Source organism: Acinetobacter sp. ATCC 27244 (genome assembly GCF_000156555.1).
In the GTDB taxonomy this organism is placed as follows: Bacteria; Pseudomonadota; Gammaproteobacteria; order Pseudomonadales; family Moraxellaceae; genus Acinetobacter; species Acinetobacter haemolyticus.
The window spans coordinates 275,382-296,373 of sequence record NZ_GG665949.1 but is presented as its reverse complement, the minus strand read 5'-3'; the positions used below and the strand labels follow the sequence as shown (position 1 = coordinate 296,373).

Annotated in this window: 19 protein-coding genes and 3 tRNA genes; 13 read left to right on the top strand and 9 right to left on the bottom strand. The window is 39.1% G+C overall.

What is annotated here, in order from left to right; genetic code table 11:
- Positions 1 to 28 precede the first annotated feature (28 nt).
- Positions 29 to 904 (bottom strand): translation elongation factor Ts, encoded by an 876-nt coding sequence (gene tsf, locus HMPREF0023_RS01315; RefSeq protein ID WP_005082022.1) that lies wholly within the window; start codon positions 902 to 904, stop codon positions 29 to 31.
- Between the two features lie 139 nt (positions 905 to 1,043).
- Positions 1,044 to 1,796 (bottom strand): 30S ribosomal protein S2, encoded by a 753-nt coding sequence (rpsB, locus tag HMPREF0023_RS01310; RefSeq protein ID WP_005082020.1) that lies wholly within the window; start codon positions 1,794 to 1,796, stop codon positions 1,044 to 1,046.
- 500 nt (positions 1,797 to 2,296) lie between these two features.
- On the opposite strand from rpsB, the gene map reads away from it, so the two are divergent.
- The 4 genes from map to HMPREF0023_RS01290 all read left to right on the top strand — a co-directional run bounded on the left by map (position 2,297) and on the right by HMPREF0023_RS01290 (position 7,403).
- Positions 2,297 to 3,121 carry a type I methionyl aminopeptidase gene (gene map / locus HMPREF0023_RS01305; protein ID WP_005082019.1) on the top strand — a complete coding sequence of 275 codons (825 nt, stop codon included), beginning with the start codon at positions 2,297 to 2,299 and terminating at the stop codon, positions 3,119 to 3,121.
- 192 nt (positions 3,122 to 3,313) lie between these two features.
- Positions 3,314 to 4,372, top strand: a complete 1,059-nt coding sequence (locus HMPREF0023_RS01300; RefSeq protein ID WP_004638481.1) for an OmpW/AlkL family protein — start codon at positions 3,314 to 3,316, stop codon at positions 4,370 to 4,372.
- Between the two features lie 390 nt (positions 4,373 to 4,762).
- Positions 4,763 to 6,109 carry an MFS transporter gene (locus tag HMPREF0023_RS01295; protein WP_005082017.1) on the top strand — a complete coding sequence of 449 codons (1,347 nt, stop codon included), beginning with the start codon at positions 4,763 to 4,765 and terminating at the stop codon, positions 6,107 to 6,109.
- 82 nt (positions 6,110 to 6,191) lie between these two features.
- A complete protein-coding gene (locus HMPREF0023_RS01290; protein ID WP_017396689.1) occupies positions 6,192 to 7,403 on the top strand; it encodes an alginate export family protein in 1,212 nt (403 codons plus the stop codon).
- Positions 7,404 to 7,596: 193 nt separating this feature from the next.
- On the opposite strand, the gene HMPREF0023_RS01285 is transcribed toward HMPREF0023_RS01290, so the two are convergent.
- Positions 7,597 to 8,778 carry a trypsin-like peptidase domain-containing protein gene (locus HMPREF0023_RS01285; RefSeq protein WP_005082015.1) on the bottom strand — a complete coding sequence of 394 codons (1,182 nt, stop codon included), beginning with the start codon at positions 8,776 to 8,778 and terminating at the stop codon, positions 7,597 to 7,599.
- 194 nt (positions 8,779 to 8,972) lie between these two features.
- Here HMPREF0023_RS01285 and HMPREF0023_RS01280 point away from each other — a divergent pair, with 194 nt between their 5' ends.
- The 7 genes from HMPREF0023_RS01280 to HMPREF0023_RS01250 all read left to right on the top strand — a co-directional run bounded on the left by HMPREF0023_RS01280 (position 8,973) and on the right by HMPREF0023_RS01250 (position 12,479).
- On the top strand, positions 8,973 to 9,731 hold the full coding sequence (locus HMPREF0023_RS01280; protein ID WP_008940952.1) for a Nif3-like dinuclear metal center hexameric protein: 759 nt from the start codon (positions 8,973 to 8,975) through the stop codon (positions 9,729 to 9,731).
- A 336-nt stretch (positions 9,732 to 10,067) separates the two neighbouring features.
- Positions 10,068 to 10,691 (top strand): superoxide dismutase, encoded by a 624-nt coding sequence (locus HMPREF0023_RS01275; RefSeq protein ID WP_008940951.1) that lies wholly within the window; start codon positions 10,068 to 10,070, stop codon positions 10,689 to 10,691.
- A 225-nt stretch (positions 10,692 to 10,916) separates the two neighbouring features.
- On the top strand, positions 10,917 to 11,543 hold the full coding sequence (locus HMPREF0023_RS01270) for a superoxide dismutase (RefSeq protein WP_004638474.1): 627 nt from the start codon (positions 10,917 to 10,919) through the stop codon (positions 11,541 to 11,543).
- Positions 11,544 to 11,690: 147 nt separating this feature from the next.
- Positions 11,691 to 11,766: transfer RNA gene (locus tag HMPREF0023_RS01265), tRNA-Asn, on the top strand.
- Positions 11,767 to 11,772: 6 nt separating this feature from the next.
- Positions 11,773 to 11,848 (top strand) — tRNA-Asn (locus HMPREF0023_RS01260).
- Between the two features lie 59 nt (positions 11,849 to 11,907).
- Positions 11,908 to 11,983, top strand: a tRNA-Asn gene (locus HMPREF0023_RS01255).
- Between the two features lie 55 nt (positions 11,984 to 12,038).
- Entirely contained in the window at positions 12,039 to 12,479 is a 441-nt protein-coding gene (locus tag HMPREF0023_RS01250) for a DUF2726 domain-containing protein (RefSeq protein WP_005091014.1), read from the top strand.
- Between the two features lie 17 nt (positions 12,480 to 12,496).
- Here the strand turns inward: HMPREF0023_RS01250 and HMPREF0023_RS01245 are convergent, their stop codons facing one another.
- From HMPREF0023_RS01245 to glnA, 5 genes are all read right to left on the bottom strand, one after another.
- Positions 12,497 to 12,709 carry a hypothetical protein gene (locus HMPREF0023_RS01245; protein ID WP_004638464.1) on the bottom strand — a complete coding sequence of 71 codons (213 nt, stop codon included), beginning with the start codon at positions 12,707 to 12,709 and terminating at the stop codon, positions 12,497 to 12,499.
- A gap of 89 nt (positions 12,710 to 12,798) precedes the next feature.
- On the bottom strand, positions 12,799 to 14,058 hold the full coding sequence (locus HMPREF0023_RS01240) for an alpha/beta hydrolase family protein (protein ID WP_004638463.1): 1,260 nt from the start codon (positions 14,056 to 14,058) through the stop codon (positions 12,799 to 12,801).
- A 110-nt stretch (positions 14,059 to 14,168) separates the two neighbouring features.
- A complete protein-coding gene (gene ubiA / locus HMPREF0023_RS01235; protein WP_005091016.1) occupies positions 14,169 to 15,050 on the bottom strand; it encodes a 4-hydroxybenzoate octaprenyltransferase in 882 nt (293 codons plus the stop codon).
- Between the two features lie 14 nt (positions 15,051 to 15,064).
- Positions 15,065 to 15,556: a chorismate--pyruvate lyase family protein gene (locus HMPREF0023_RS01230; RefSeq protein ID WP_005091017.1), complete on the bottom strand. Its 492-nt coding sequence runs from the start codon at positions 15,554 to 15,556 to the stop codon at positions 15,065 to 15,067.
- 123 nt (positions 15,557 to 15,679) lie between these two features.
- Positions 15,680 to 17,095 (bottom strand): type I glutamate--ammonia ligase, encoded by a 1,416-nt coding sequence (gene glnA / locus HMPREF0023_RS01225; RefSeq protein WP_171055742.1) that lies wholly within the window; start codon positions 17,093 to 17,095, stop codon positions 15,680 to 15,682.
- Positions 17,096 to 17,713: 618 nt separating this feature from the next.
- Here glnA and HMPREF0023_RS01220 point away from each other — a divergent pair.
- Both HMPREF0023_RS01220 and HMPREF0023_RS01215 read left to right on the top strand, forming a co-directional pair.
- Complete coding sequence (locus HMPREF0023_RS01220) at positions 17,714 to 18,298, top strand: anthranilate synthase component II (protein ID WP_005082008.1); 585 nt, start codon at positions 17,714 to 17,716, stop codon at positions 18,296 to 18,298.
- A gap of 361 nt (positions 18,299 to 18,659) precedes the next feature.
- Positions 18,660 to 20,021, top strand: coding sequence for an L-cystine transporter (locus HMPREF0023_RS01215; protein WP_005091018.1), 1,362 nt, complete (start codon positions 18,660 to 18,662; stop codon positions 20,019 to 20,021).
- A 93-nt stretch (positions 20,022 to 20,114) separates the two neighbouring features.
- On the opposite strand, the gene HMPREF0023_RS01210 is transcribed toward HMPREF0023_RS01215, so the two are convergent.
- The gene (locus tag HMPREF0023_RS01210) at positions 20,115 to 20,909 is read right to left on the bottom strand and encodes an MOSC domain-containing protein (protein WP_005091019.1); all 795 of its coding nucleotides are present in this window, start codon (positions 20,907 to 20,909) and stop codon (positions 20,115 to 20,117) included.
- Positions 20,910 to 20,992 lie beyond the last annotated feature (83 nt).

Here is a 20,992-nt window from a genome sequence, read left to right as displayed (position 1 = left end):
AATGACTGGGTTTTTTAGAAGATACGAATTACTTCGCAGCAGCTTGTGCAGCAGCAACTTCTTCAGCAAAGCTCATTTCAGCTTTCTTCTCAATACCTTCACCTACTTCAAAGCGAGTGAATTGAGCAACAACTGTACCAGTCGCTTTTAATACATCAGCAACTTTCTTATCGTTGTCGATAACATACATTTGACGATCAAGCGCAACTTCGTTCAAGTATTTCTCAACTGAACCAGTAACCATTTTCTCAACGATGTTTGCAGGCTTACCAGATTCTAAAGCTTTTGCTTCAGCAATTTCTTTCTCTTTAGCGATCAAGTCAGCTGGAACAGCTTCAGCATTTACTGCAACTGGGTTGAACGCAGCAACGTGCATTGCAATACCTTTACCAGTATCAGCATCACCAGTGTAAGAAACAACAACACCGATTTTTAAACCGTGCTTGTAAATAGCCAAGTTTTCGCCTTCAACGATTTGAGCACGACGTACTTGGATGTTTTCACCGATTTTTTGAACAAGTGCAACACGCGCTTCTTCAACAGTAGAACCATCTTCAAGTTTAAGTTCAGCAATTTTCGCAGCATCAGTTTCATTTGCAGCAAGTGCAGCTGTCGCTACTTTATCAGAGAAGTTTTTGAAGTTTTCGTCTTTAGCAACGAAGTCAGTTTGACAGTTAACTTCAACAAGAATCGCTTTATTACCGTTTTGAACGATCGTGATCGCACCATCAGCAGCAATGTTGCCTGCTTTTTTAGCAGCTTTTGCTTGACCTGATTTACGAAGGTTATCAATCGCAAGTTCGATGTCACCGCCTGCTTCTGTTAATGCTTTTTTGCATTCCATCATTGCAAGACCAGTACGGTCACGTAATTCTTTTACCATGCTTGCAGTAATTGCAGTCATGTTGATCTCCTAAAATCGGTAGAATATAAATCTGTTCAACAAAAACGGCCCAAAGGTTTCTCTGGGCCGTTTTGCTTTCTCGACGCTCAATTTGTCATCATTTTAAATCACAAAAATGACAAGCTTGCGTCAAAACGCATTAAGCCTCAGGAGCTTCTTTAGCAGCTTCTTCGCCTTTCGCTTGTGCATTCGCTTGTGATTGAGCGTATTCTTTACCAGCAAGAATCGCATCAGCCATAGCTGAAGCATACAAAGTAACTGCACGGATCGCATCGTCGTTACCAGGAATAACGTAATCTACGTTATCTGGGTTAGAGTTTGTATCAACGATACCGATTACAGGAATACCTAAGTTTTTAGCTTCTTTAATTGCAATCGCTTCGTGATCAACGTCGATTACAAATAATGCGTCAGGTAAACCACCCATGTTTTTAACGCCGCCTAAAGCACGTTCAAGTTTTTCCATCTCACGAGTACGCTCTAAAGCTTCACGTTTAGTAAGCTTAGCAAAAGTACCGTCTTGAGATTGAGTTTGAAGATCTTTTAAACGGTTGATAGATTGGCGAAGTGTTTTCCAGTTCGTCAACATACCACCTAACCAACGGTGATCTACATATGGTTGACCAGCACGTTGAGCTTGTTCACGGATGATGTTAGAAGCAGCTCGTTTTGTACCAACGAATAATACTTTGTTCTTTTTGCTCGCCAAGTTGTTAACAAAGTTCAAAGCATCATTTAACGCAGGAACAGTGTGCTCAAGGTTGATGATGTGAATTTTGTTACGCGCGCCAAAAATGTATTGACGCATTTTTGGGTTCCAGAAACGAGTTTGGTGACCAAAGTGTGCGCCTGCTTGAAGAAGGTCGCGCATGCTTACGTTGTAATCTGCCATTTTCTTTACCTTAAAGTTTGGGTTAGGCCTCCATATATCCGCATTCTCCACCCAAGGGATTGCTGTTACTTTATCAGTGGTTGCGACAGAGGACGCTTTTTAGACAATACAAGGCATGAATAGTGAAATTTAGCACTCTAAATGAACTATTCATAACGCCGTAGTGTCAAAAAACGACCCTGTCCCATAGGGTTGTGGCTAAAATCCCCTCATACTTCGTTATGAAACTTGATAAGGGAATACCATTACCAGCGTTTCATGCCTCGCATGCAGAAATTTTAGCCTACAACGCAACTCACATATAAAGTGACAACAATCCCTAGAAGCACCCAGAGTAATGTGACGATATATGTGCGGATTTTTTACGACTATTTATTATCAAACAATTCCGCAAAAGCCTCCAATAAAAATAAAGAAGATTTGTCACGAAAAGCATTTGATAAAATAGGCGGCTATTTATACCATAGACACTTGCAAATTACCAAAAGTTTTTAGAGATCATGAATACAACTTATACAGCTCCTCGTCGATTAATTAAAACACCTGAAGAAATTGAAAAGATGCGTGTTGCAGGGAAATTGGCTGCTGAAGTTTTAGACATGATTAAACCGCATATTAAAGCGGGTGTGAGTACACTAGAACTCGATACAATCTGTCGCAATCATATTGAAAATGTACAAGATGCTATTCCCGCTTGTGTTGGGTACGGTGCAGCACCAGGTCGACCTGCTTTCCAACACTCGATTTGTACTTCTGTTAACCATGTTGTTTGTCATGGTATTCCATCTGAGAATAAAATTTTAAAACCCGGCGACATTCTAAATATTGATGTCACTGTCATTAAAGATGGTTATCACGGCGATACCAATATGATGTACATCGTTGGTGGCGAGACTTCTATTTTAGCAAATCGCCTGTGCTCAGTCGCACAAGAAGCAATGTATCGTGGAATGGCGACCGTGAAAGATGGTTCATATCTTGGTGATGTTGGGCACGCCATTCAACAATATGTTGAGTCTGAACGCTTCAGTGTAGTACGTGAATACTGCGGTCATGGAATTGGTAATGTTTTCCATGATGAGCCTCAAGTTTTACACTATGGGCAAAAAGGCACAGGAATGCGTCTTGAAGCAGGAATGACCTTTACTATTGAACCAATGGTCAATGCAGGTGTATGGCAAACTAAACTTTTGGGTGACAAATGGACAGTTGTCACCAAAGACCATAAGTTGTCAGCTCAATATGAACACACGATCTTAGTGACAAAAACAGGAATTGAGGTATTAACCGCCCGTCCAGAAGAAGATCTTTCACGTTTTCAATAATTCGTTTTTGAGGGTGAGTACTTATGTACTCGCCCTTTTTTAGATTGAAAATCACCCAATTTTAATTCAATTACTACATTTTTTTTCATAGTTATAACAATTATAAATTCTATCTAAACAAAGTCTGCATAAAAAAGCGTTATGGTGAGCGCTAGAAAAATCCTTACAAACTTTAGGACATGGAGTCCCAAGATGATGAAGAAATCATTTGCATGCATGATTGCGACAGGTTTATGTGCCCTTCCTACACTTTCTTTTGCAGATTCACCATATTTTAGCCTCAAAGATGGAGATGGATTTAAGCGCTTCTCTGTTTCAGCAGGTTGGTTACATGCTATGCCGCAAGGGTCGGCAAATCCAATTAATATCAATACCAGTGTTACTGAAGGGACTAAATCCAAAGTTGGATCAGTGTCTAAAGAAGCTGTACTCGCTGCTGCAGATCGTGATTCGAATAAAACACTGTATGATACAATCAAAATACAACCACTTGATCCTGTGCCAGGTGCATTAACTGGCACTGCTACCATACAAGGTTTATCTAATTGGCAAAGCCAAGGAACAGGTTTAGAAGCAGATAATGTAGATACTGTTGGCTTGATGATAAATTATAATTTCACCGATAACTTTTCATTAGAAGTGAAAGCAGGTATTCCTCCCAAAGTAGATATCAAAGGCAAGGGTGATATTTATGCACCTTTAACAGGTAAAGCTGAGACAATTTTAGGAACAATTGGTCTAAAGCAAGACATTCATATTACCGACCTCTCCCAAGGCGATAAAGCTGCATCTGCGCGTGCCTGGCTACCAGCTGTAGAACTTCATTACCAATTTGGCAAGTCAGGTGTCAATAAATTTCGCCCCTATGTCGGGGCTGGTGTTATGTATGCATACTTTAACTCATTAAAAATCAATCCTGCGATTGAATCAGATCTTATTGCAGCAGGTCATATGATCCAGAATATCCATGATGATAAAGCTGGCGCTGCCTTAGATGGTAAAACTTCATCAGCAGATCCCGTTGTTAAACTGAAAGCGACGGATACCTTTGCCCCGATTGTAACTGTAGGTGCAACTTATGATTTCAAACCGAATTGGTTTGCTGTTGGCTCCGTTTCTTATTCAAAAATGAATAATGAGGCAAAAATTTATGTTACTGACCGAAATACAGGTAAAGAGTTGATTCGTGCAAATACTAAAATCGACATTGATCCACTCATCACTTATGTTGGTATCGGCTACCGCTTCTAGTCTTTGCTTTTTATCAAAGCAGCTTCGGCTGCTTTTTTTGTGATCGCTATGTTTTTAATTAAACCGTATAAAAATGATGCACCATTTAAAAACAACTCATTCAATATTGCCTTACAGTTGCTATCACATTTCCTGTTTTTAAATTTAAGAAACTACCCACTCGGAATCTATAACAATAGAATAATTAATTTTCGCGATTTAAATTAGAATTTTAAATTGTTCTTTTGGTTAAATATTTTTATTGGCACAACCCTTGCATACTTCATAACATACAGAATCAATGTCGATTCAAAAAAATTTGTTGGCGGCCAATGATGTCCGTTCTGTTCGGTTTGTAAGCATAAACGTTTGGCTTACAGAGTAATATTTCGTTCAGTTCAGGGGAAGGCTATGTCTTCAAAAACGAGTCTAGATGCAAAGAAAGCAACTGAAATAAAATTATTTAGCTTCGCAACACCTGCAATGCGTGCATTCCATATGACATGGTTGGCATTCTTTGTTTGTTTTTTCGCATGGTTTGCCTGCGCTCCGCTAATGCCTGTAATTGCGGGTGAATTTAATTTAACCAAAGCCCAAATTGCAAACATCAATATTGCAGCTGTTGCAATCACCATCGTTATCCGCCTCATTGTCGGTCCGCTCTGTGACAAATATGGACCACGCAAGACCTATACCGCCCTATTGATTCTCGGCAGTATTCCTGTGTTTGGTGTTGCTGCTGCCAATACCTATGAATCCTTTTTATTTTTCCGTCTTTTAATTGGGGCGATTGGGGCAAGTTTCGTAATTACCCAATACCATACCAGCGTCATGTTCGCACCAAATGTTGTTGGTACTGCCAATGCCGCTGCGGCAGGTTGGGGAAATGCTGGTGGCGGTGCAACGCAAGCGATCATGCCACTCATTCTAGGTGCCATCATCATGTTTGGTGTTGAGCAAGCAATGGGCTGGCGTATCGCACTACTTGTTCCAGGAATCATGATGGTAGTCGTGGGTATACTTTACTGGAAACTGACACAAGATAGTCCTCAAGGCAACTTCAAAGAATTAAGAGAACAAGGTATAGAAGCTGGCAATATTAAAAAAGGTGGTACAGCTATTTTAATGCAGGCCGCTCGTAATTACCGTGTTTGGGTTTTATTTACCGCTTATGCAGCATGTTTTGGCATCGAGATCTTCATTCATAATATTGCCGCAATGTACTATGTTGACCATTTTAATATGGGCTTGAAAGAAGCTGGACTTACTGCTGGAATTTTCGGCCTACTCGCACTATTTGCTCGCGCATTGGGTGGTATCGTTTCTGATAAAGTAGCTGCCAATAAAGGGTTGGATGGACGTACGCGGATATTATTCTTACTGATCTTGGGTGAAGGGTTATTCCTCATCATTTTCTCCCAAATGAATACTGTCATACTTGCTGTACTTGCCATGACCGTTTTTGCACTATTTACTCATATGGCATGTGGTGCGACTTATGCACTCGTACCATTTATTGATCGTGACGCGCTTGGAGGTGTGGCTGGCATTATTGGTGCAGGCGGTAATGTTGGTGCTGTCGCCGCAGGATTCCTTCTCAAAGGTTTACTTGACATCCAAACTTGTCTCATGATCTTAGGCTGTCTCGTCACTGTTGCCGCATTCAGTGTCATTCTGATTCGCTTCTCAGTCGAACATAAAGAAAAAGAACAACAACTGTTTGAGCAAGCTTTGCTTGAACGTAACTCAACTGCTTAATTTAACGCTGCTCTAAGGGATGTGCTTATTCACACATCCCTCCTAGCCACTTATATCTAATTTTAACTCTAGGGGAAATATGATGAAAATCATTTCAATTTCTTTGATCGCACTCGGCTGTATTTCTACAACACATCTACTTGCTAATAGCGATTTTTTGACAAACACCAAGCTTTCACTCGATAGCCGCTTACGTTTCGAAATGGTTGATCAAGACAACCCATTAAAGAAAGCTGAAGCTGCTACTTTGCGGATACGCCCTGCACTGCAAACGGGTACATGGCAAGGCTTGAGTATATATGCACAGGGCGAGGCAAACATCGAACTCAATGATCGCTTTAATAGCACTCGAAACAATGAAACCACCTATAGCACCGTTCCTGATCCCAAAAACTTAGATCTTAATCAGTTATATTTAAATTATAACAGTTCCAAGTTTGATGCTCGATTAGGTCGGCAAGTTATCAATCTAGATAATCAACGTTTTATTGGCTCCGTTGGTTGGCGTCAAAATGAACAAAGTTACGATGCAATTAGCTTCAATTTTAAAGCTGATCCAAAACTCCAGCTCTACTATGCTTATATTGAACAGGTAAACACAATTTTTGGTAGTGAAACAGCTAAACCCATTGCATTAAAAGCCCAAGACGGCAAACAGGATAGTCAAATCCATTTAGCACAAATTAAATACAGTTATAGCCCTCAGCTTAATGCTGTAGTTTATGGCTATTTTCTTGACTTTGAAGACCTCAATGCTTGGTCAAATCAAAGCTATGGTCTTCGTTTAACAGGGAAGCACAAAAACTTTCGTTATAGTGCTGAATATGCAAAACAACAGGACTATGCAGATCAACCATTAACTTACGATACGGATTATTATGCATTAGAACTTGGCTACCAAGTTTCTGGACAAGCACCTCTTGGTGAAGTTGCAATTGGTTACGAAGTTCTAGGTAGTGATAACGGTAAAATTGCTTTTCAAACTCCACTTGCAACTAAACATCGCTTCAATGGTTGGAGTGATCTGTTTTTAAATACACCAGCCAATGGTCTATGTGATCTTTATATAAGCTCAAGTTTTAATATATTCAGTAAAGGTAAATTAACAACAGAGCTACATCATTACCAAAGTGATATAAAAGGATTAAACTATGGCCAAGAATTTTCTCTTTCCTATGGTCAAGCATTACCAATCAAGGGCTTGTCTGGATTAGCAAAATTTTCAAGTTATCAGGCTGAAGATTTTGGTGTCGATACCGAAAAGCTTTGGTTACAGTTGGATTATAAATTTTAAAAAATTTTTATTCCTGATTCAATGGATTGAATTGGATTACATCAAAACTTTGACAGTTGTCATCAAATTATCAAATTTGGATGATTTAATAAAAAATAAAAAGCCTATAAAAGCGCAAAAAGCCTGTTGATCGATAAGATCAACAGGCTTTTTTCTTAAGGATGAATTAATCAACCAGTCCTAATTTAAAGCGCTACTGCCCTTTCGGTAGCGGAATATATTGAGATTGAGTATTTTGTTGAACTTTTCGTTCCCCAACCTTCACTTCTAACTTCTGTTGCTTGCCGTCGCGCTCAACAACAACATCAATCATGCTCTCAGGTGCTTGCAATGCAACATAATTAATTAAATGAGAAGCTGACGAAATCTGCTCATCATTGACTTGAACAATGGTATCACCACGTTTGACACCGGCTTGATCAGCTGGACCACCACGTAAGACATCTGCAACCAAAACACCAATCGGTTTTGCAGTGAGTACATTTTCATCTAAATTGTTTGGAATTAGACTAATTCCCAACCAACCACGGACAACACGCCCATCTTTTAGGATAGAGTTTAAAACTTGCTGACAAACCTTCGCAGGGATAGCAAAACCAATTCCAAGTGAACCGCCAGACTGTGAGAAAATCGCAGTATTTACGCCAATTAAATTACCTGCAACATCAATCAACGCCCCACCCGAATTACCTGGATTTATGGCAGCATCCGTTTGAATAAAATCTTCATAGGTGTTAATACCTAAATCTGATCGTCCTGTTGCAGAAATAATCCCTTGCGTAACAGTTTGCCCTACACCAAATGGATTACCAATCGCTAATACAACATCACCAACCTCATTACCACTAAGTTTAAACGGTAATACAGGAAGTTTATCCAACTCAATTTTGATCACAGCTAAATCTGTATCTGGATCTGTACCAATGACTTTCGCTTCTGCGCGACGGCCATCATATAACGCGACAACAATTTGCTCTGCTTGTGCAATCACATGGTTATTTGTCAAAATATAACCATCTGCACGCACGATTACGCCTGAACCTAAACTGTTTTCATTTTTAGGTTGCTGCGGAATCTGATTACCAAAAAATTCACGGAATACGGGATCATTTAAAAGCGGATGATTTGGTTGTTTGATTTTTTGAGTGGTAAAAATATTGACCACGGCAGGTGCTGCCACTTTAACCGCGGCATTGTAAGAAACTACCCCACCCATGCGATTTGTATCGACTAAGGGCTCGACCTTTTCTGCTGGCATTTTCACACCATCAGACGCTATTGTTGGTTTCGGCTGATGTGATTTTTGCCAAGCGAGAAAGCTGAATATAACGACAATGAGTAATACCCAAGGTAACCATGTAAATGCACGGCGCACGTTTATTATCCTCTAGGCGAAATTATGTTATGAACAAATTATTAAATCTGTTTTAAGAACAGGAAATTTCCATCATTGTAATGTAAATTACTTAAAAACAATGCAAAAGTTAAAAAAGTTTTGTCTAGCTTTAGTTACATTAAAAAGTATGTTTTTATTGACAGCTATAAAATGTAAATCATTTGAGGAATTCTATGGCAAATTTGCATGACATAGTGCAATGGTGTAATCAAACTTTAAAGTCGAATGAATTTAAAGACTACGCACCAAATGGCTTACAAATCGAAGGCAAGCCTGAAGTCAATAAAATTGTATGTGCTGTGACTGCATCTGAAAGTGCTATTGATGCTGCAATTGCACTACAAGCCGATGCTTTATTGGTTCATCATGGCTATTTTTGGAAAGGCGAGCCCTATCCAATCACAGGAATGCGTGGCAATCGTATCAAAAAACTCATTCAAAACAATATTTCACTGATAGCCTATCATCTACCTTTAGACGCTCACCCGACCTTAGGGAATAATGCAGCAATTGCCAATTTGATTGGTTTACAAAACATAGAAGCTTTAGATCCAACAGAAAGACATCCAATCGGAAATATTGGTTATTTAGAACATGCGATAAGTCCTGAACAGTTCAAAGAAAAGCTACAAACAATTTTTGACTTTTCTATTCTTCATCTGCCTTGTAGTAAATCTGCTATCCAAAAAGTAGGTTTCTGTACAGGCGGGGCTCAAGACTTTATCGAAAAAGCTGCGTTGGAAGATTGTGATGCTTATATCTCTGGTGAAGTGAGCGAGCGCACTTTTTATCAAGCTAAAGAACTGGATGTCCATTATTTTGCATGTGGACACCATGCCACAGAACGTTACGGTGTACAGCGTTTAGCTCAAGCGATTGCAAATCAATTTTCGATTAAAACTGAGTATTTTGAACTCAACAATCCGATTTAACCCAATCCATCTTCTGAGTGGAGTGAAATGCTTTTCACTCCTTTCCCTCGTCTTCTTATAACTGTATCTATTCATATTGAGTTATTGAAGTCATAAGGACTTCTATTGACAACCCTTCTAGCTCTTTCATATACGCTAAGAATCGAATACGTCTTCACTTTGCTACACCAACTTAATCCTCAATATAACCAATCATAAATAAAATTTATTTTTTATCTCTTCATCTATAGATAAAAGCAAATTAAAAGATATTGATTCTCATTTACTTTTAAATGAATAATGAAAGCGCTTCACTTTATACCAATAAAATCATTTTGATTAAAAGGAATCAAACACATGGCTTATTCTCTACCAGCACTACCTTATGCTTACGATGCACTTGAACCCAATATTGATACCAAAACAATGGAAATTCACCATAGTAAACATCATCAGACCTACATCAATAATATTAATGGTGCCATTGAAGGTACAGAATGGGAAAAACTCCCAGTAGAAGAATTGGTTGCAAAAGTGAATGAATTCCCTGCCAACCTTAAAAACATGGCAATCAACAATGCAGGAGGCCATGCCAATCACTCACTATTTTGGACAGTCATGAGTCCACAAGGTGGCGGCAAACCCACAGGGCCTGTTGCAGACGCAATTGATCAACAACTTGGTGGTTTTGATGCTTTTAAAGATGCTTTTACCAAGGCTGCAATTAGTCGTTTTGGTAGCGGTTGGGCATGGCTCAGCGTTACCCCTGAGCATAAACTGATAGTAGAAAGTAGCGCGAATCAAGACTCACCATTGATGTATGGCAATACGCCTATTCTGGGCTTAGATGTATGGGAACATGCATATTATTTGAAATACCAAAACCGCCGTCCTGAATATATTGCTGCGTTTTACAATGTTGTAAATTGGGATGAAGTGAATCGTCGTTATCATGATGCATTACAAACTAAAGCTCAGTAATTTTCTTGGTCAATTAACTTAAATCTACACCTCTAAAAAACGGGTTAGAGCCTTTTAGAACGTTCACTAAACGAACTAAAGACTCTAATCATTGTTGTATCGTATATGTCTCATAAAGAAATTTTTTGCATATTTTGTGTATTAAAAGACTGCCCTATTGTCCATAGAATCATTTACAATAAAGGCACTTGATGTAAAACCCAGCAAATTTGCAAGGAATGAAACATGACAACCATTACTTTACCTGCACTTCCATATGGCTATGATGATTTAGCGCCACACATCACTCGCGAAACTTTAGAATATCATCACGATAAGCATCATAATACATATGTTGTTAACTTGAACAACTTAATCAAAGGGACTGACCTTGAAGGTAAAACTTTAGAGGAAATCATCAAAGCGTCTGCTGGTGATGCATCTAAAGCAGGTATCTTCAACAATGCTGCACAAGTATGGAACCACACATTCTACTGGAACAGCATGAAGCCAAATGGTGGTGGTAAACCAACTGGCGCGATTGCAGCTAAAATCGATGAAGCTTTTGGTAGCTACGAAAAATTTGCAGAAGAATTTACTGCTGCTGCAACAACTCAATTTGGTTCAGGTTGGGCTTGGTTAGTAGCTGATGAAGTAAATGGTAAATTATCAATTACTAAAACTGCCAATGCAGACACACCACTTGCTCATGGTCAAATTGCAGTATTGACGATTGATGTTTGGGAACATGCTTACTACATCGATTTCCGTAACTTACGTCCTAAATACATCGCAACTTTCTTAGAAAGCTTAGTGAACTGGGACTATGCAAATGCAAAACTTGCAGGTCAACCAGCAGGCGTTGAGAAATAATCTTTTATTTCTTGCATAAAAACTGCCCACCTCGGGCAGTTTTTTTATGAATAAAATCCGAAAAGAATATTTATCAAGCAAACGATTCATTTTATTTACTATTCTTGTTGACGCATGAATATTTCATGCCTAAAATGCGCATCAGATTCTCCAATAGCTCAGTCGGTAGAGCGACGGACTGTTAATCCGCAGGTCCCTGGTTCGAGCCCAGGTTGGAGAGCCAAGCTAATCTCCCATAGCTCAGTCGGTAGAGCGACGGACTGTTAATCCGCAGGTCCCTGGTTCGAGCCCAGGTGGGAGAGCCAAATTCTTAAGTGAATAGCTTGACCGTTAAAAGTGACATGCATAAAATGCATATCCAGATTCTCCCATAGCTCAGTCGGTAGAGCGACGGACTGTTAATCCGCAGGTCCCTGGTTCGAGCCCAGGTGGGAGAGCCAAGATTCTAAAAACCCACTCCTTTCGAGTGGGTTTTTTATTGACACCTGATCTAAAATGTTTGAATCCAGTCAGCTCATATTTTTAATTATTGGCAGTATTAGTGCCCTACTATTATTAGTCAGTTGCTTACGCCCATACTTTTTTAAACAACAGTTTTTTGCTCGCCCTGTCATCACCAGCTTTGAATCACAAATGTTTTTAAGGTTGCAGCAGGCTTTTCCACAACATCATATTTTGGCGCAGGTTGCTTTTAGTGCATTAATTACCAGTGATCATTACAAGATTCGAAGCCGCTTTAATCGTAAAGTCACAGACTTTGTAATTTTAGACAAAGATATGCAAGTGATTGCAATTATAGAGTTAGATGATCCTAGCCATATAGGTAAAGAATTAGAAGACAAAAAGCGTGATCACATGTTGCAACAAGCAGGTTATTTAGTACAACGTTATACGCAAATTCCATCTATAAAGCAGTTACAGATGGATATTCGCTAAACTAAACTGATTGAGAATTATTTTTCCAAAGTTGCAGCTTCTTGCTCTGCATTTTTTTGTTGCTCAAATCTTTTTGCTATTTCAGCACGTTGCTGCTCATATTCTCTTTTAGTTTTAGCATCACTTTTCGCCGCTAGAAAGGCCATGCCAACGATAAAAATTGGAATCAACAACCCCAACCCCATCAAAACCCATGGTACAGATCTTTTTTCAACAGCATTTTGACTCATAGCCGATTCCAAAAAGTAATATTTCAAACGAGGCGACACTATAACAAAAAAAGAGCCTCAATAAAGAGACTCTTTTACTAATCAATGAGCTATTGGGCTGGCATATTTTGCTTAATAAACTGTACTAGCTCCCCACTCTCGTTTGCTGCAAGAATTGCTCCAGTATGTGATCCATTCACAACAGGATTAGCAGGACTTGGTACAATATCAACAGCCTTTAAAGCCACATCTGTTCCAGAATTATACATTGCTTTGTATAGTGCTTCTGTAATTACATATGGAACGTTGGTATCGTATACACCTTGGATAATATAAATAGGCTTATCCAATTTCTTGGTTGTTGGCTGACTATAGTCAGTTAAAAATTTTTGAATCGTAGCATCTTTCTGAAATGCTTCAGCATTTATACCCGGATACTCCGTTACCTTAGCTGTTGGATTTTCTTCAATATAAGCTTGAATATCTTCTTTATAAACCCCCACCAGTTCAGATAAACATTCTTGCTTTGCTAAACCAGCGATTTCTTTAGCCTTATCACTACCAAACATTGTTTGATAATTGAATGAAGGCTCGTAAGCCGTAATCCCCACGCCAGCCAAAGCAGCATAAGACAACAAAGTTGCATACGTCTCAATCGCAGCAGACTGCGGCAATAAGTTAATTGCTGTTGGAGCCACTTCCAAAATTATTTTACCCAAACTTGATGCTGGTGCTCCTGCAATTGCCCCTTTATAAGTCGCATCATTATTTGCATATTCAGCTATTCCCAAGGATGCTTGCCCGCCTTGTGATTGCCCTACAGACATCCATGAGCCTTGTAATTGATTACCATAGTGCTCTTTAGCTGCTTTAACCGCATATAATGCTGAACGTGCTTGGCTTGGAATGTTCAGATAAGGATGCTCACCCTCTCCGCCTAAACCTTCATAATCTGGCGCAACAATTACATATCCCTGCTCTAACAAATTCTTTGCTGTATAGTTTTTAAAATTAGCATTTAATGGTGTATTGGTTGGTGCACATTTATCTGCAACCCCCAAAGTTCCATGAGCCCACACTACAACTCGATAACCATCTTTAGGTTTTGCGATTTTTGGAAACAATACCAAAGCAGAAGTTTCAACCGTCTTCCCCAATACATTTGGCATCTTATAGTTCATTACTTTGATTGAACTAGCCGCACTTAAATCAACCAAGCCTTCCGACTCATAGGTGTAAGATGCTTCAGAAACAAAAGATTTACTATTCTGATCAACTTTTGAGTTTGAATCTTTATCATCATTACATGCTGATAAAAATAATGCTGAAATAGAGAATGTTACCGCCAAAGCAATATTTGACCGTTTCATAAAATATCCTTTTAGTCTTTGTCATTTTTTTGTGCATGAAACTACATGCGGTTCTATTAAGGCATAAAAAAAGTGCCCTGCATAGGACACTTTTCAACTAATAAGTCATTTTAAAATATGAAGCTTAAAAAAATTCCAATAAAAATTATCATTCCAGCCCAACGATTGTGACGGAATGCCCAAAAACAAATCTGAGGGTCACGATCTTTAGTTTTTAATGCTTGATATACAAAATCTATTGCGACAACAAACAATGCAAGCAGACCAAAAGGTATAAGTAGGTTTTCTAAATATAGTGCTGCGCCTATCAAAACCAAGCTTAGGGCCTGAAGTAAACCAATGATTTGGATATCATAACGACCGAATAAAATTGCGGTAGATTTCACACCAATTTTCAAATCATATTCACGATCAGTTATGGCATATTGCGTATCATATGCAACCGTCCATGCCAAATTACCAAAATATAATAACCAACATATTAAATCAGGTGTTTGCCCGACAGCCGTATAAGCCATGGGAATAGACCACGAGAAAGCAGCACCTAAAAACACTTGAGGCAAGTGAGTATAGCGTTTCATAAAAGGATAAATAAACGCTAGAAACAATGCACCAAATGACCAATAAAACGTTTCAATTGGTAAGAAAAATAACAAACAGGCGCTAGCGGCAACTAAAGCTAAAAAAACAAATACAGCCTCTCTCGCTCGAATCACACCTGTCGCTAGCGGTCGAGTTTTTGTACGCTCAACATGAGCATCCACTTTACGGTCTGCAAAATCATTAATCGCACAGCCTGCAGCCCGCATAAACAAAACCCCTAGCGACATCACGAGCAGTATTTTTAAATCAGGAATTCCTTTGGATGCAACCCACAAGGCCCACATCGTTGGCCAAAACACTAATTCTGTACCAATGGGTTTATCAAAACGACATAAATAATAATAGGCTTCTAAACGCTGTCGCCATGTAGTTTGTTGCACCATATCCATGCGAATCCTTAGAGTCAATGCTGTTCAATAAACTGTTCAAATCTAGGCAGGAAAGTTTCCTGTACGATAAATTTACACCCATGCCAAGTATAACAACTTTGCCGCGCCCAACCCTCTTCGGTATAAATAATTCGTCTTTCACAGACAGGATTCGTACGTTGAAATAGAAACCAACCAATTGGCTTATTTCGGATGTATTTAAATATTCTGGCTTTTTTTTGTAGGCTGAGAATCGGAAAAATACTCTTTGCTTTCACCCAAGCTTGTGACTCAGAGCCATAAAGATATGTTTCTCTCACCCATGCAATATGATGTGCAGGCATATTCATCCATTTGCTATCAGCAAATGCTAAACGCTGATAATGCTCTCTAATACGCTCAACATGAAACTCACCACCACCGAGATCTGTAAGTTGCTGAGTAAGTGAACCTGATGCATACAACCATTTTTTTAATGCAGTAGGAATATCTTTTCCTTTTATTCTACTAGGTTGTATATTTCGCATGCTTAACTCACTAAAAACATCGCGACTAGTTTACATGAATTTTTTCGTAATAATGTATGAAATTCAATTTCTATCAACAGCATAAAAAAACTCGCCGAAGCGAGTTTTTTTATTTGGGATGTATTACAGGCTGTAGTACATATCAAATTCAACTGGGTGAGTAGTCGTGTTAAGACGACGTACATCTTCAGTTTTAAGTTCGATATATGCATCAAGCATTTCTTTAGTGAACACACCGCCTTTCAACAAGAACTCGTGATCAGCTTTAAGCGCTTCAAGAGCCATATCTAAGCTATGAGCAACTGTTGGGATTTTTGCTTCTTCTTCAGGAGGAAGATCATATAAGTTCTTATCAGCAGCTTCACCTGGGTGGATCTTGTTTTGGATACCATCAAGACCAGCCATCAACAATGCCGCAAAACCTAAGTATGGGTTCATCATTGGATCAGGGAAACGAGCTTCGATACGCTTACCTTTAGGGCTTGAAACGTATGGAATACGGATAGATGCAGAACGGTTACGTGCTGAGTAAGCAAGCATGATTGGTGCTTCGTAGTGAGGAACCAAACGCTTATAAGAGTTTGTAGATGGGTTAGTAATCGCATTCAATGCACGCGCGTGCTTGATTACACCACCAATGAAGAACAATGCCATTTCAGATAAACCAGCATATTCATCACCAGCAAACAAGTTCTTGCCATCTTTAGAGATAGACATGTGAACGTGCATACCAGAACCGTTATCACCTACCATTGGCTTAGGCATGAAAGTTGCTGTTTTGCCATATTGGTGAGCAACGTTCCAAACAGCATATTTGAACTGTTGAACTTCGTCTGCTTTACGAACCATTGTATTGAAGCTCACACCAATTTCTAATTGGCAAGATGCAACTTCGTGGTGATGTACTTCTACACGACCAGGTCCCATGATGTCTTCGATACGTGCACACATTTCAGCACGCATGTCTTGATGAGAATCAACTGGAGGAACTGGGAAGTAACCACCCTTAACACGAGGACGGTGACCTGAGTTACCAGCTTCGAAATCTTTGCCAGTAGACCAAGCTGCTTCTTCAGCGATCAGCGTATGACGAGCGCCAGACATGTCGATGTCCCACTTCACTTCGTCAAAAACAAAGAATTCTGGTTCTGGACCAAAGAATGCAGTATCACCGATACCAGTAGATTTTAAGTATTCTTCTGCACGACGAGCAATCGAACGTGGGTCACGCTCGTAACCTTGGCCAGTAGATGGCTCAATTACGTCACAAGTCACAACAACTGTAGGCTCAGCAAAGAACGGGTCAAGGAAACCTGTTTCAGCGTCTGGACGTAAGATCATGTCCGAAGCTTCAATGCCTTTCCAACCAGAGATTGAAGAACCATCAAACATTTTACCGTCTTCAAATGTATCTTCATCAATTGTATCTGCTGGGTAAGTTACATGTTGCTCTTTACCCTTAGTATCAGTAAAGCGAAAATCGACCCATTTTGCGCCACTTTCTTTGATGAGTTGAAGGACCTTGTTCGCCATGCTCATTTGCTCCAATGAAATTTATATGCACTTGTTAAGTGCGTGTTAGCTGTTGGTTTATAATAAGCAATTACCATACCAACAAATTTAAAGCATACTTAAAACATTGAAATTCTTTGTAGAAAAAATATTTTAAGCTCCATGTCCTATGTCTATTCGCATGTCTGCAATCGCAAATGCACCATATTCACACATTTATATTTTAAGCCGTCCCTAAAAAAGGCTTATTGAACCAAAATAGTGCAATACATGTAACAAAGAACTATTGTAGTGCTATTTATGCCACGTATCGTTTGCATAAAATTGACTTTTTATATCATTCTTTTCAACATCAATCCAATCAATTCATTTAGACTTTTGATTCACTTGTTGCTTATTTTGACAAAGTATTCAATTTGAAATAATTCTTGTGGTTTTTTAAGAGTTTTTTTTAATTAATTAATTTTTTGATTTTCCTATCTGCCTGAAATATTCAGCATTGACCATCGGTTTTTGGTATGATGATTTCCCACTATCTTGATCACCCTCCATACTTAGACATTGTTGGTGGCTGAACATTGATACCGAGATTATTTTTTAGAATTCAATCGCACAAAAGTGCTTATTTTCAAAAAGGTTATAATCATGCTTCTAATGATTGACAACTATGACAGCTTTACTTACAACATCGTTCAATACTTTGGTGAATTGAATCAAGAAGTAAAAGTTGTTCGTAATGATCAAGTCACATTAGAGGATATTGAGCGATGGCAGCCGAAATACCTCGTTATTGGTCCTGGTCCATGCTCACCAAGTGAAGCAGGAATTTCAATTCCTGCAATCAACCACTTTGCAGGAAAAATACCTTTACTCGGTGTATGTTTAGGTCATCAAGCGATTGGTCAAGCATTTGGTGGTAACATCATACGTGCCAAAACAGTGATGCATGGTCGTTTGTCTGATATGCACCATAGTGATAAAGGAATTTTTAGCCACCTTCCTTCTCCATTTGCAGCAACGCGTTATCACTCTCTTGTGATCGAACAAGAAAGCTTACCAGAATGCCTAGAAGTGACGTGTTGGACCAACCAAGCCGATGGCACGATTGAAGAGATTATGGGTGTTAAGCACAAAACCCTCCCTGTTGAAGGTGTTCAGTTCCATCCTGAATCTATCTTGAGCCAACACGGGCATCAAATTTTCAAAAATTTCTTAGATATCTATGCTTAAAACTGTAAAAGAATTTCGTGCATAAGTCTGACAGCCTATTCATCTTGAATAGGCTGTTTTAATTTTAAACATCTAAAAACAATAAACAACTACTCTCTATCAATAATTTTTTATATTTTAAAATTAACATACTGCCTGTATTAACTTAGAACAAATCATTCTATTTCAATAATTAATGTATTTTTCACATTAAAAAAGAAAATTAATTAAAGCCATCACCAAGCGTCTAAAAAGTGCTTTTTAATTTTTTCGATTAACTATAGTCATAGGAATGATTAAGCTTTCAGGGTAACACGATGCTAAAATTAAAATCATTATTTATAGCTTCTGGCTCCCTGAATCATCTATCAGGACACCTCTTGTGAATACACTCGTTTTATTGAATATTCTTGTTTTTATCTTGCTTTTGGCTGGATTATTTTTTACCAATCGCCATGACTGGAGTCTAGCCAAAAAAGTATTGATCGGAATGCTGATTGGTATCATTTTCGGTTTAGGTCTCAAAACCATTTACGGTGAAGGCACTGTACTCGATCAATCGGTGGCATGGTTCAACATCGTTGGTAATGGTTATGTACAACTGTTACAGATGGTGGTTATGCCACTTATTTTCATCTCGATTTTAAGTGCTGTTGTTAAACTACATCAGACCACCTCATTGGGAAAAATCAGCATTTTAGTGATTGGTATTTTACTCTTCACCACAGCGATCGCTGCCTTTGTAGGAATCAGCGTTACCAATCTCTTTGGTTTAACAGCAGAAGGTTTGGTCCAAGGCGTTCGTGAAACAGAACGTTTAGCGGCGATTGAAAGCCAGTATATTGGACAAGTTGCCAATCTCGATATTCCGAAGCTGCTGCTTTCATTATTTCCGCAGAATCCATTTGCGGATTTAACAGGTGTTCGCCCTACCGCAATCATTAGTGTGGTTATTTTTTCTGCGTTCTTAGGTGTTGCAGCCTTAAAGCTCATGGAGAAAGACAAAATTAATGGGGAGCGAATTCGACACGGGATCGAGGCATTACAAGCATTAATTATCAGTCTAGTTCGCTTAGTTATGCAATTCACGCCTTATGGTGTACTTGCATTGATGACCAAAATGGTGGTAACGGCAAACCTCGCCGACATCATCAAACTCGGTGAATTTGTAATCGCCTCTTATTTGGGGCTGATCATCATGCTTCTGGTACATGCACTGATTCTATTGTTTATACGCGTTAACCCAATCGACTTTTTCAAAAAAGCATTCCCTGTTTTAAGCTTTGCATTTATCAGCCGTTCTAGTGCAGCGAGTATTCCCTTAAATATAGAAACACAAACAAAGCAACTCGGTGTACCTGAAGGTATTGCCAGTTTTTCAGCTTCGTTTGGTGCGACCATTGGGCAAAATGGTTGTGCAGGCTTATATCCAGCGATGTTGGCGGTAATGGTTGCTCCCACTGTCGGTATTAACCCACTCGACCCCTTATGGATTGCACAATTGGTGATTATTGTGACACTCAGTTCTATTGGCGTAGCTGGTGTGGGTGGTGGTGCAACATTTGCAGCACTGATTGTTCTACCGATTATGGGACTTCCAGTTACACTGGTTGCCCTGCTCATTTCGATTGAACCACTGATTGATATGGGGCGTACTGCATTAAATGTAAATGGTTCAATGACTGCTGGTACCGCTACCAGTCAACTGCTTGGCGTGAGAGAACCAGTAGACGGTCAGCAATAACGTCATCAACTCTAATTCTAGTAAAAATGCCAATCGATATCGATTGGCATTTTTCATTTTGAAGATCAATAAAAAGATAGGTTTAAGATATTATTATTTTAAAATTTGAATTTCTTGTCCAAGTGAAATCAATCCGATCCCACGATGCAATGCATTTTGTCCCATCATGACTTTATTACCTTGCTTCCGATACGCCAGCATGGCTTGCATAACTTCAGGTTGTTTTTGGCTGGTTTTTAAATCAATCGTAGGAATAACACAACGAGAACATGGCTTAACCAAATCAAATTTAATTTCACCAATCTGAATCTGTTTCCAATGATCCTCAGCAAATGCTTCACAACCTGAAATCACAATATTAGGTCTAAACCGTTGCACATCTAATGGAAATCCAACTTTTTCAGCAAGAAATTCTACCGAAGCCTCACCAATAATTAGAAAAGGAAAACCATCAGCAAAACCAACGCGATCACCTTGCTGTGCATATTCCAAATCGACTTGTCGCAAGGTTCTCTGCGGCATAAAGACCAAACACGCTTCCCGCCCTAATATCTGACTGAACCATTGATTTACAGGATGATCTATACGGTTGCCTTGCAATTGATCTTGCCATACTGTGATCAGACGATCATCAACCTGTCCTTGTGCTTCCTCAAGACTTAAAGTTACCTCATCGCCTTGGAATTCAAAACGTACTTTCTCCGCAAATACCTTGACACTGATCTGTCCCATAATCGCGCACTGACGTTGAGTGATAAAACGTCCTTCATGATCAACTAGCATCCACCTACGATCCCATTTTGGTCCAAAAGAATCGATTTCCATCTCAGTTAGTGCGTTACCACGTAATGATTTGACTGGATAATGAAAAAATTGACTCACATGCACGATGAAATACCTTTAAGAACAGTTAGAATAATTAAAAAACAATGAAGCAGGGTTATGACAAATATCTTTTTATAATGATTCAA

Coding starts and splice junctions, on each gene's coding strand:
- map (WP_005082019.1), top strand. CDS start 2,297: ATGAATACAACTTATACAGCTCCTCGTCGATTAATTAAAACACCTGAA.
- HMPREF0023_RS01270 (WP_004638474.1), top strand. CDS start 10,917: ATGACAACCATTACTTTACCTGCACTTCCATATGGCTATGATGATTTA.
- HMPREF0023_RS01245 (WP_004638464.1), bottom strand. CDS start 12,709: ATGAGTCAAAATGCTGTTGAAAAAAGATCTGTACCATGGGTTTTGATG.
- tsf (WP_005082022.1), bottom strand. CDS start 904: ATGACTGCAATTACTGCAAGCATGGTAAAAGAATTACGTGACCGTACT.
- HMPREF0023_RS01240 (WP_004638463.1), bottom strand. CDS start 14,058: ATGAAACGGTCAAATATTGCTTTGGCGGTAACATTCTCTATTTCAGCA.
- HMPREF0023_RS01300 (WP_004638481.1), top strand. CDS start 3,314: ATGATGAAGAAATCATTTGCATGCATGATTGCGACAGGTTTATGTGCC.
- HMPREF0023_RS01220 (WP_005082008.1), top strand. CDS start 17,714: ATGCTTCTAATGATTGACAACTATGACAGCTTTACTTACAACATCGTT.
- HMPREF0023_RS01290 (WP_017396689.1), top strand. CDS start 6,192: ATGAAAATCATTTCAATTTCTTTGATCGCACTCGGCTGTATTTCTACA.
- ubiA (WP_005091016.1), bottom strand. CDS start 15,050: ATGGATATGGTGCAACAAACTACATGGCGACAGCGTTTAGAAGCCTAT.
- HMPREF0023_RS01275 (WP_008940951.1), top strand. CDS start 10,068: ATGGCTTATTCTCTACCAGCACTACCTTATGCTTACGATGCACTTGAA.
- HMPREF0023_RS01230 (WP_005091017.1), bottom strand. CDS start 15,556: ATGCGAAATATACAACCTAGTAGAATAAAAGGAAAAGATATTCCTACT.
- HMPREF0023_RS01280 (WP_008940952.1), top strand. CDS start 8,973: ATGGCAAATTTGCATGACATAGTGCAATGGTGTAATCAAACTTTAAAG.
- HMPREF0023_RS01295 (WP_005082017.1), top strand. CDS start 4,763: ATGTCTTCAAAAACGAGTCTAGATGCAAAGAAAGCAACTGAAATAAAA.
- glnA (WP_171055742.1), bottom strand. CDS start 17,095: ATGAGCATGGCGAACAAGGTCCTTCAACTCATCAAAGAAAGTGGCGCA.
- HMPREF0023_RS01250 (WP_005091014.1), top strand. CDS start 12,039: ATGTTTGAATCCAGTCAGCTCATATTTTTAATTATTGGCAGTATTAGT.
- rpsB (WP_005082020.1), bottom strand. CDS start 1,796: ATGGCAGATTACAACGTAAGCATGCGCGACCTTCTTCAAGCAGGCGCA.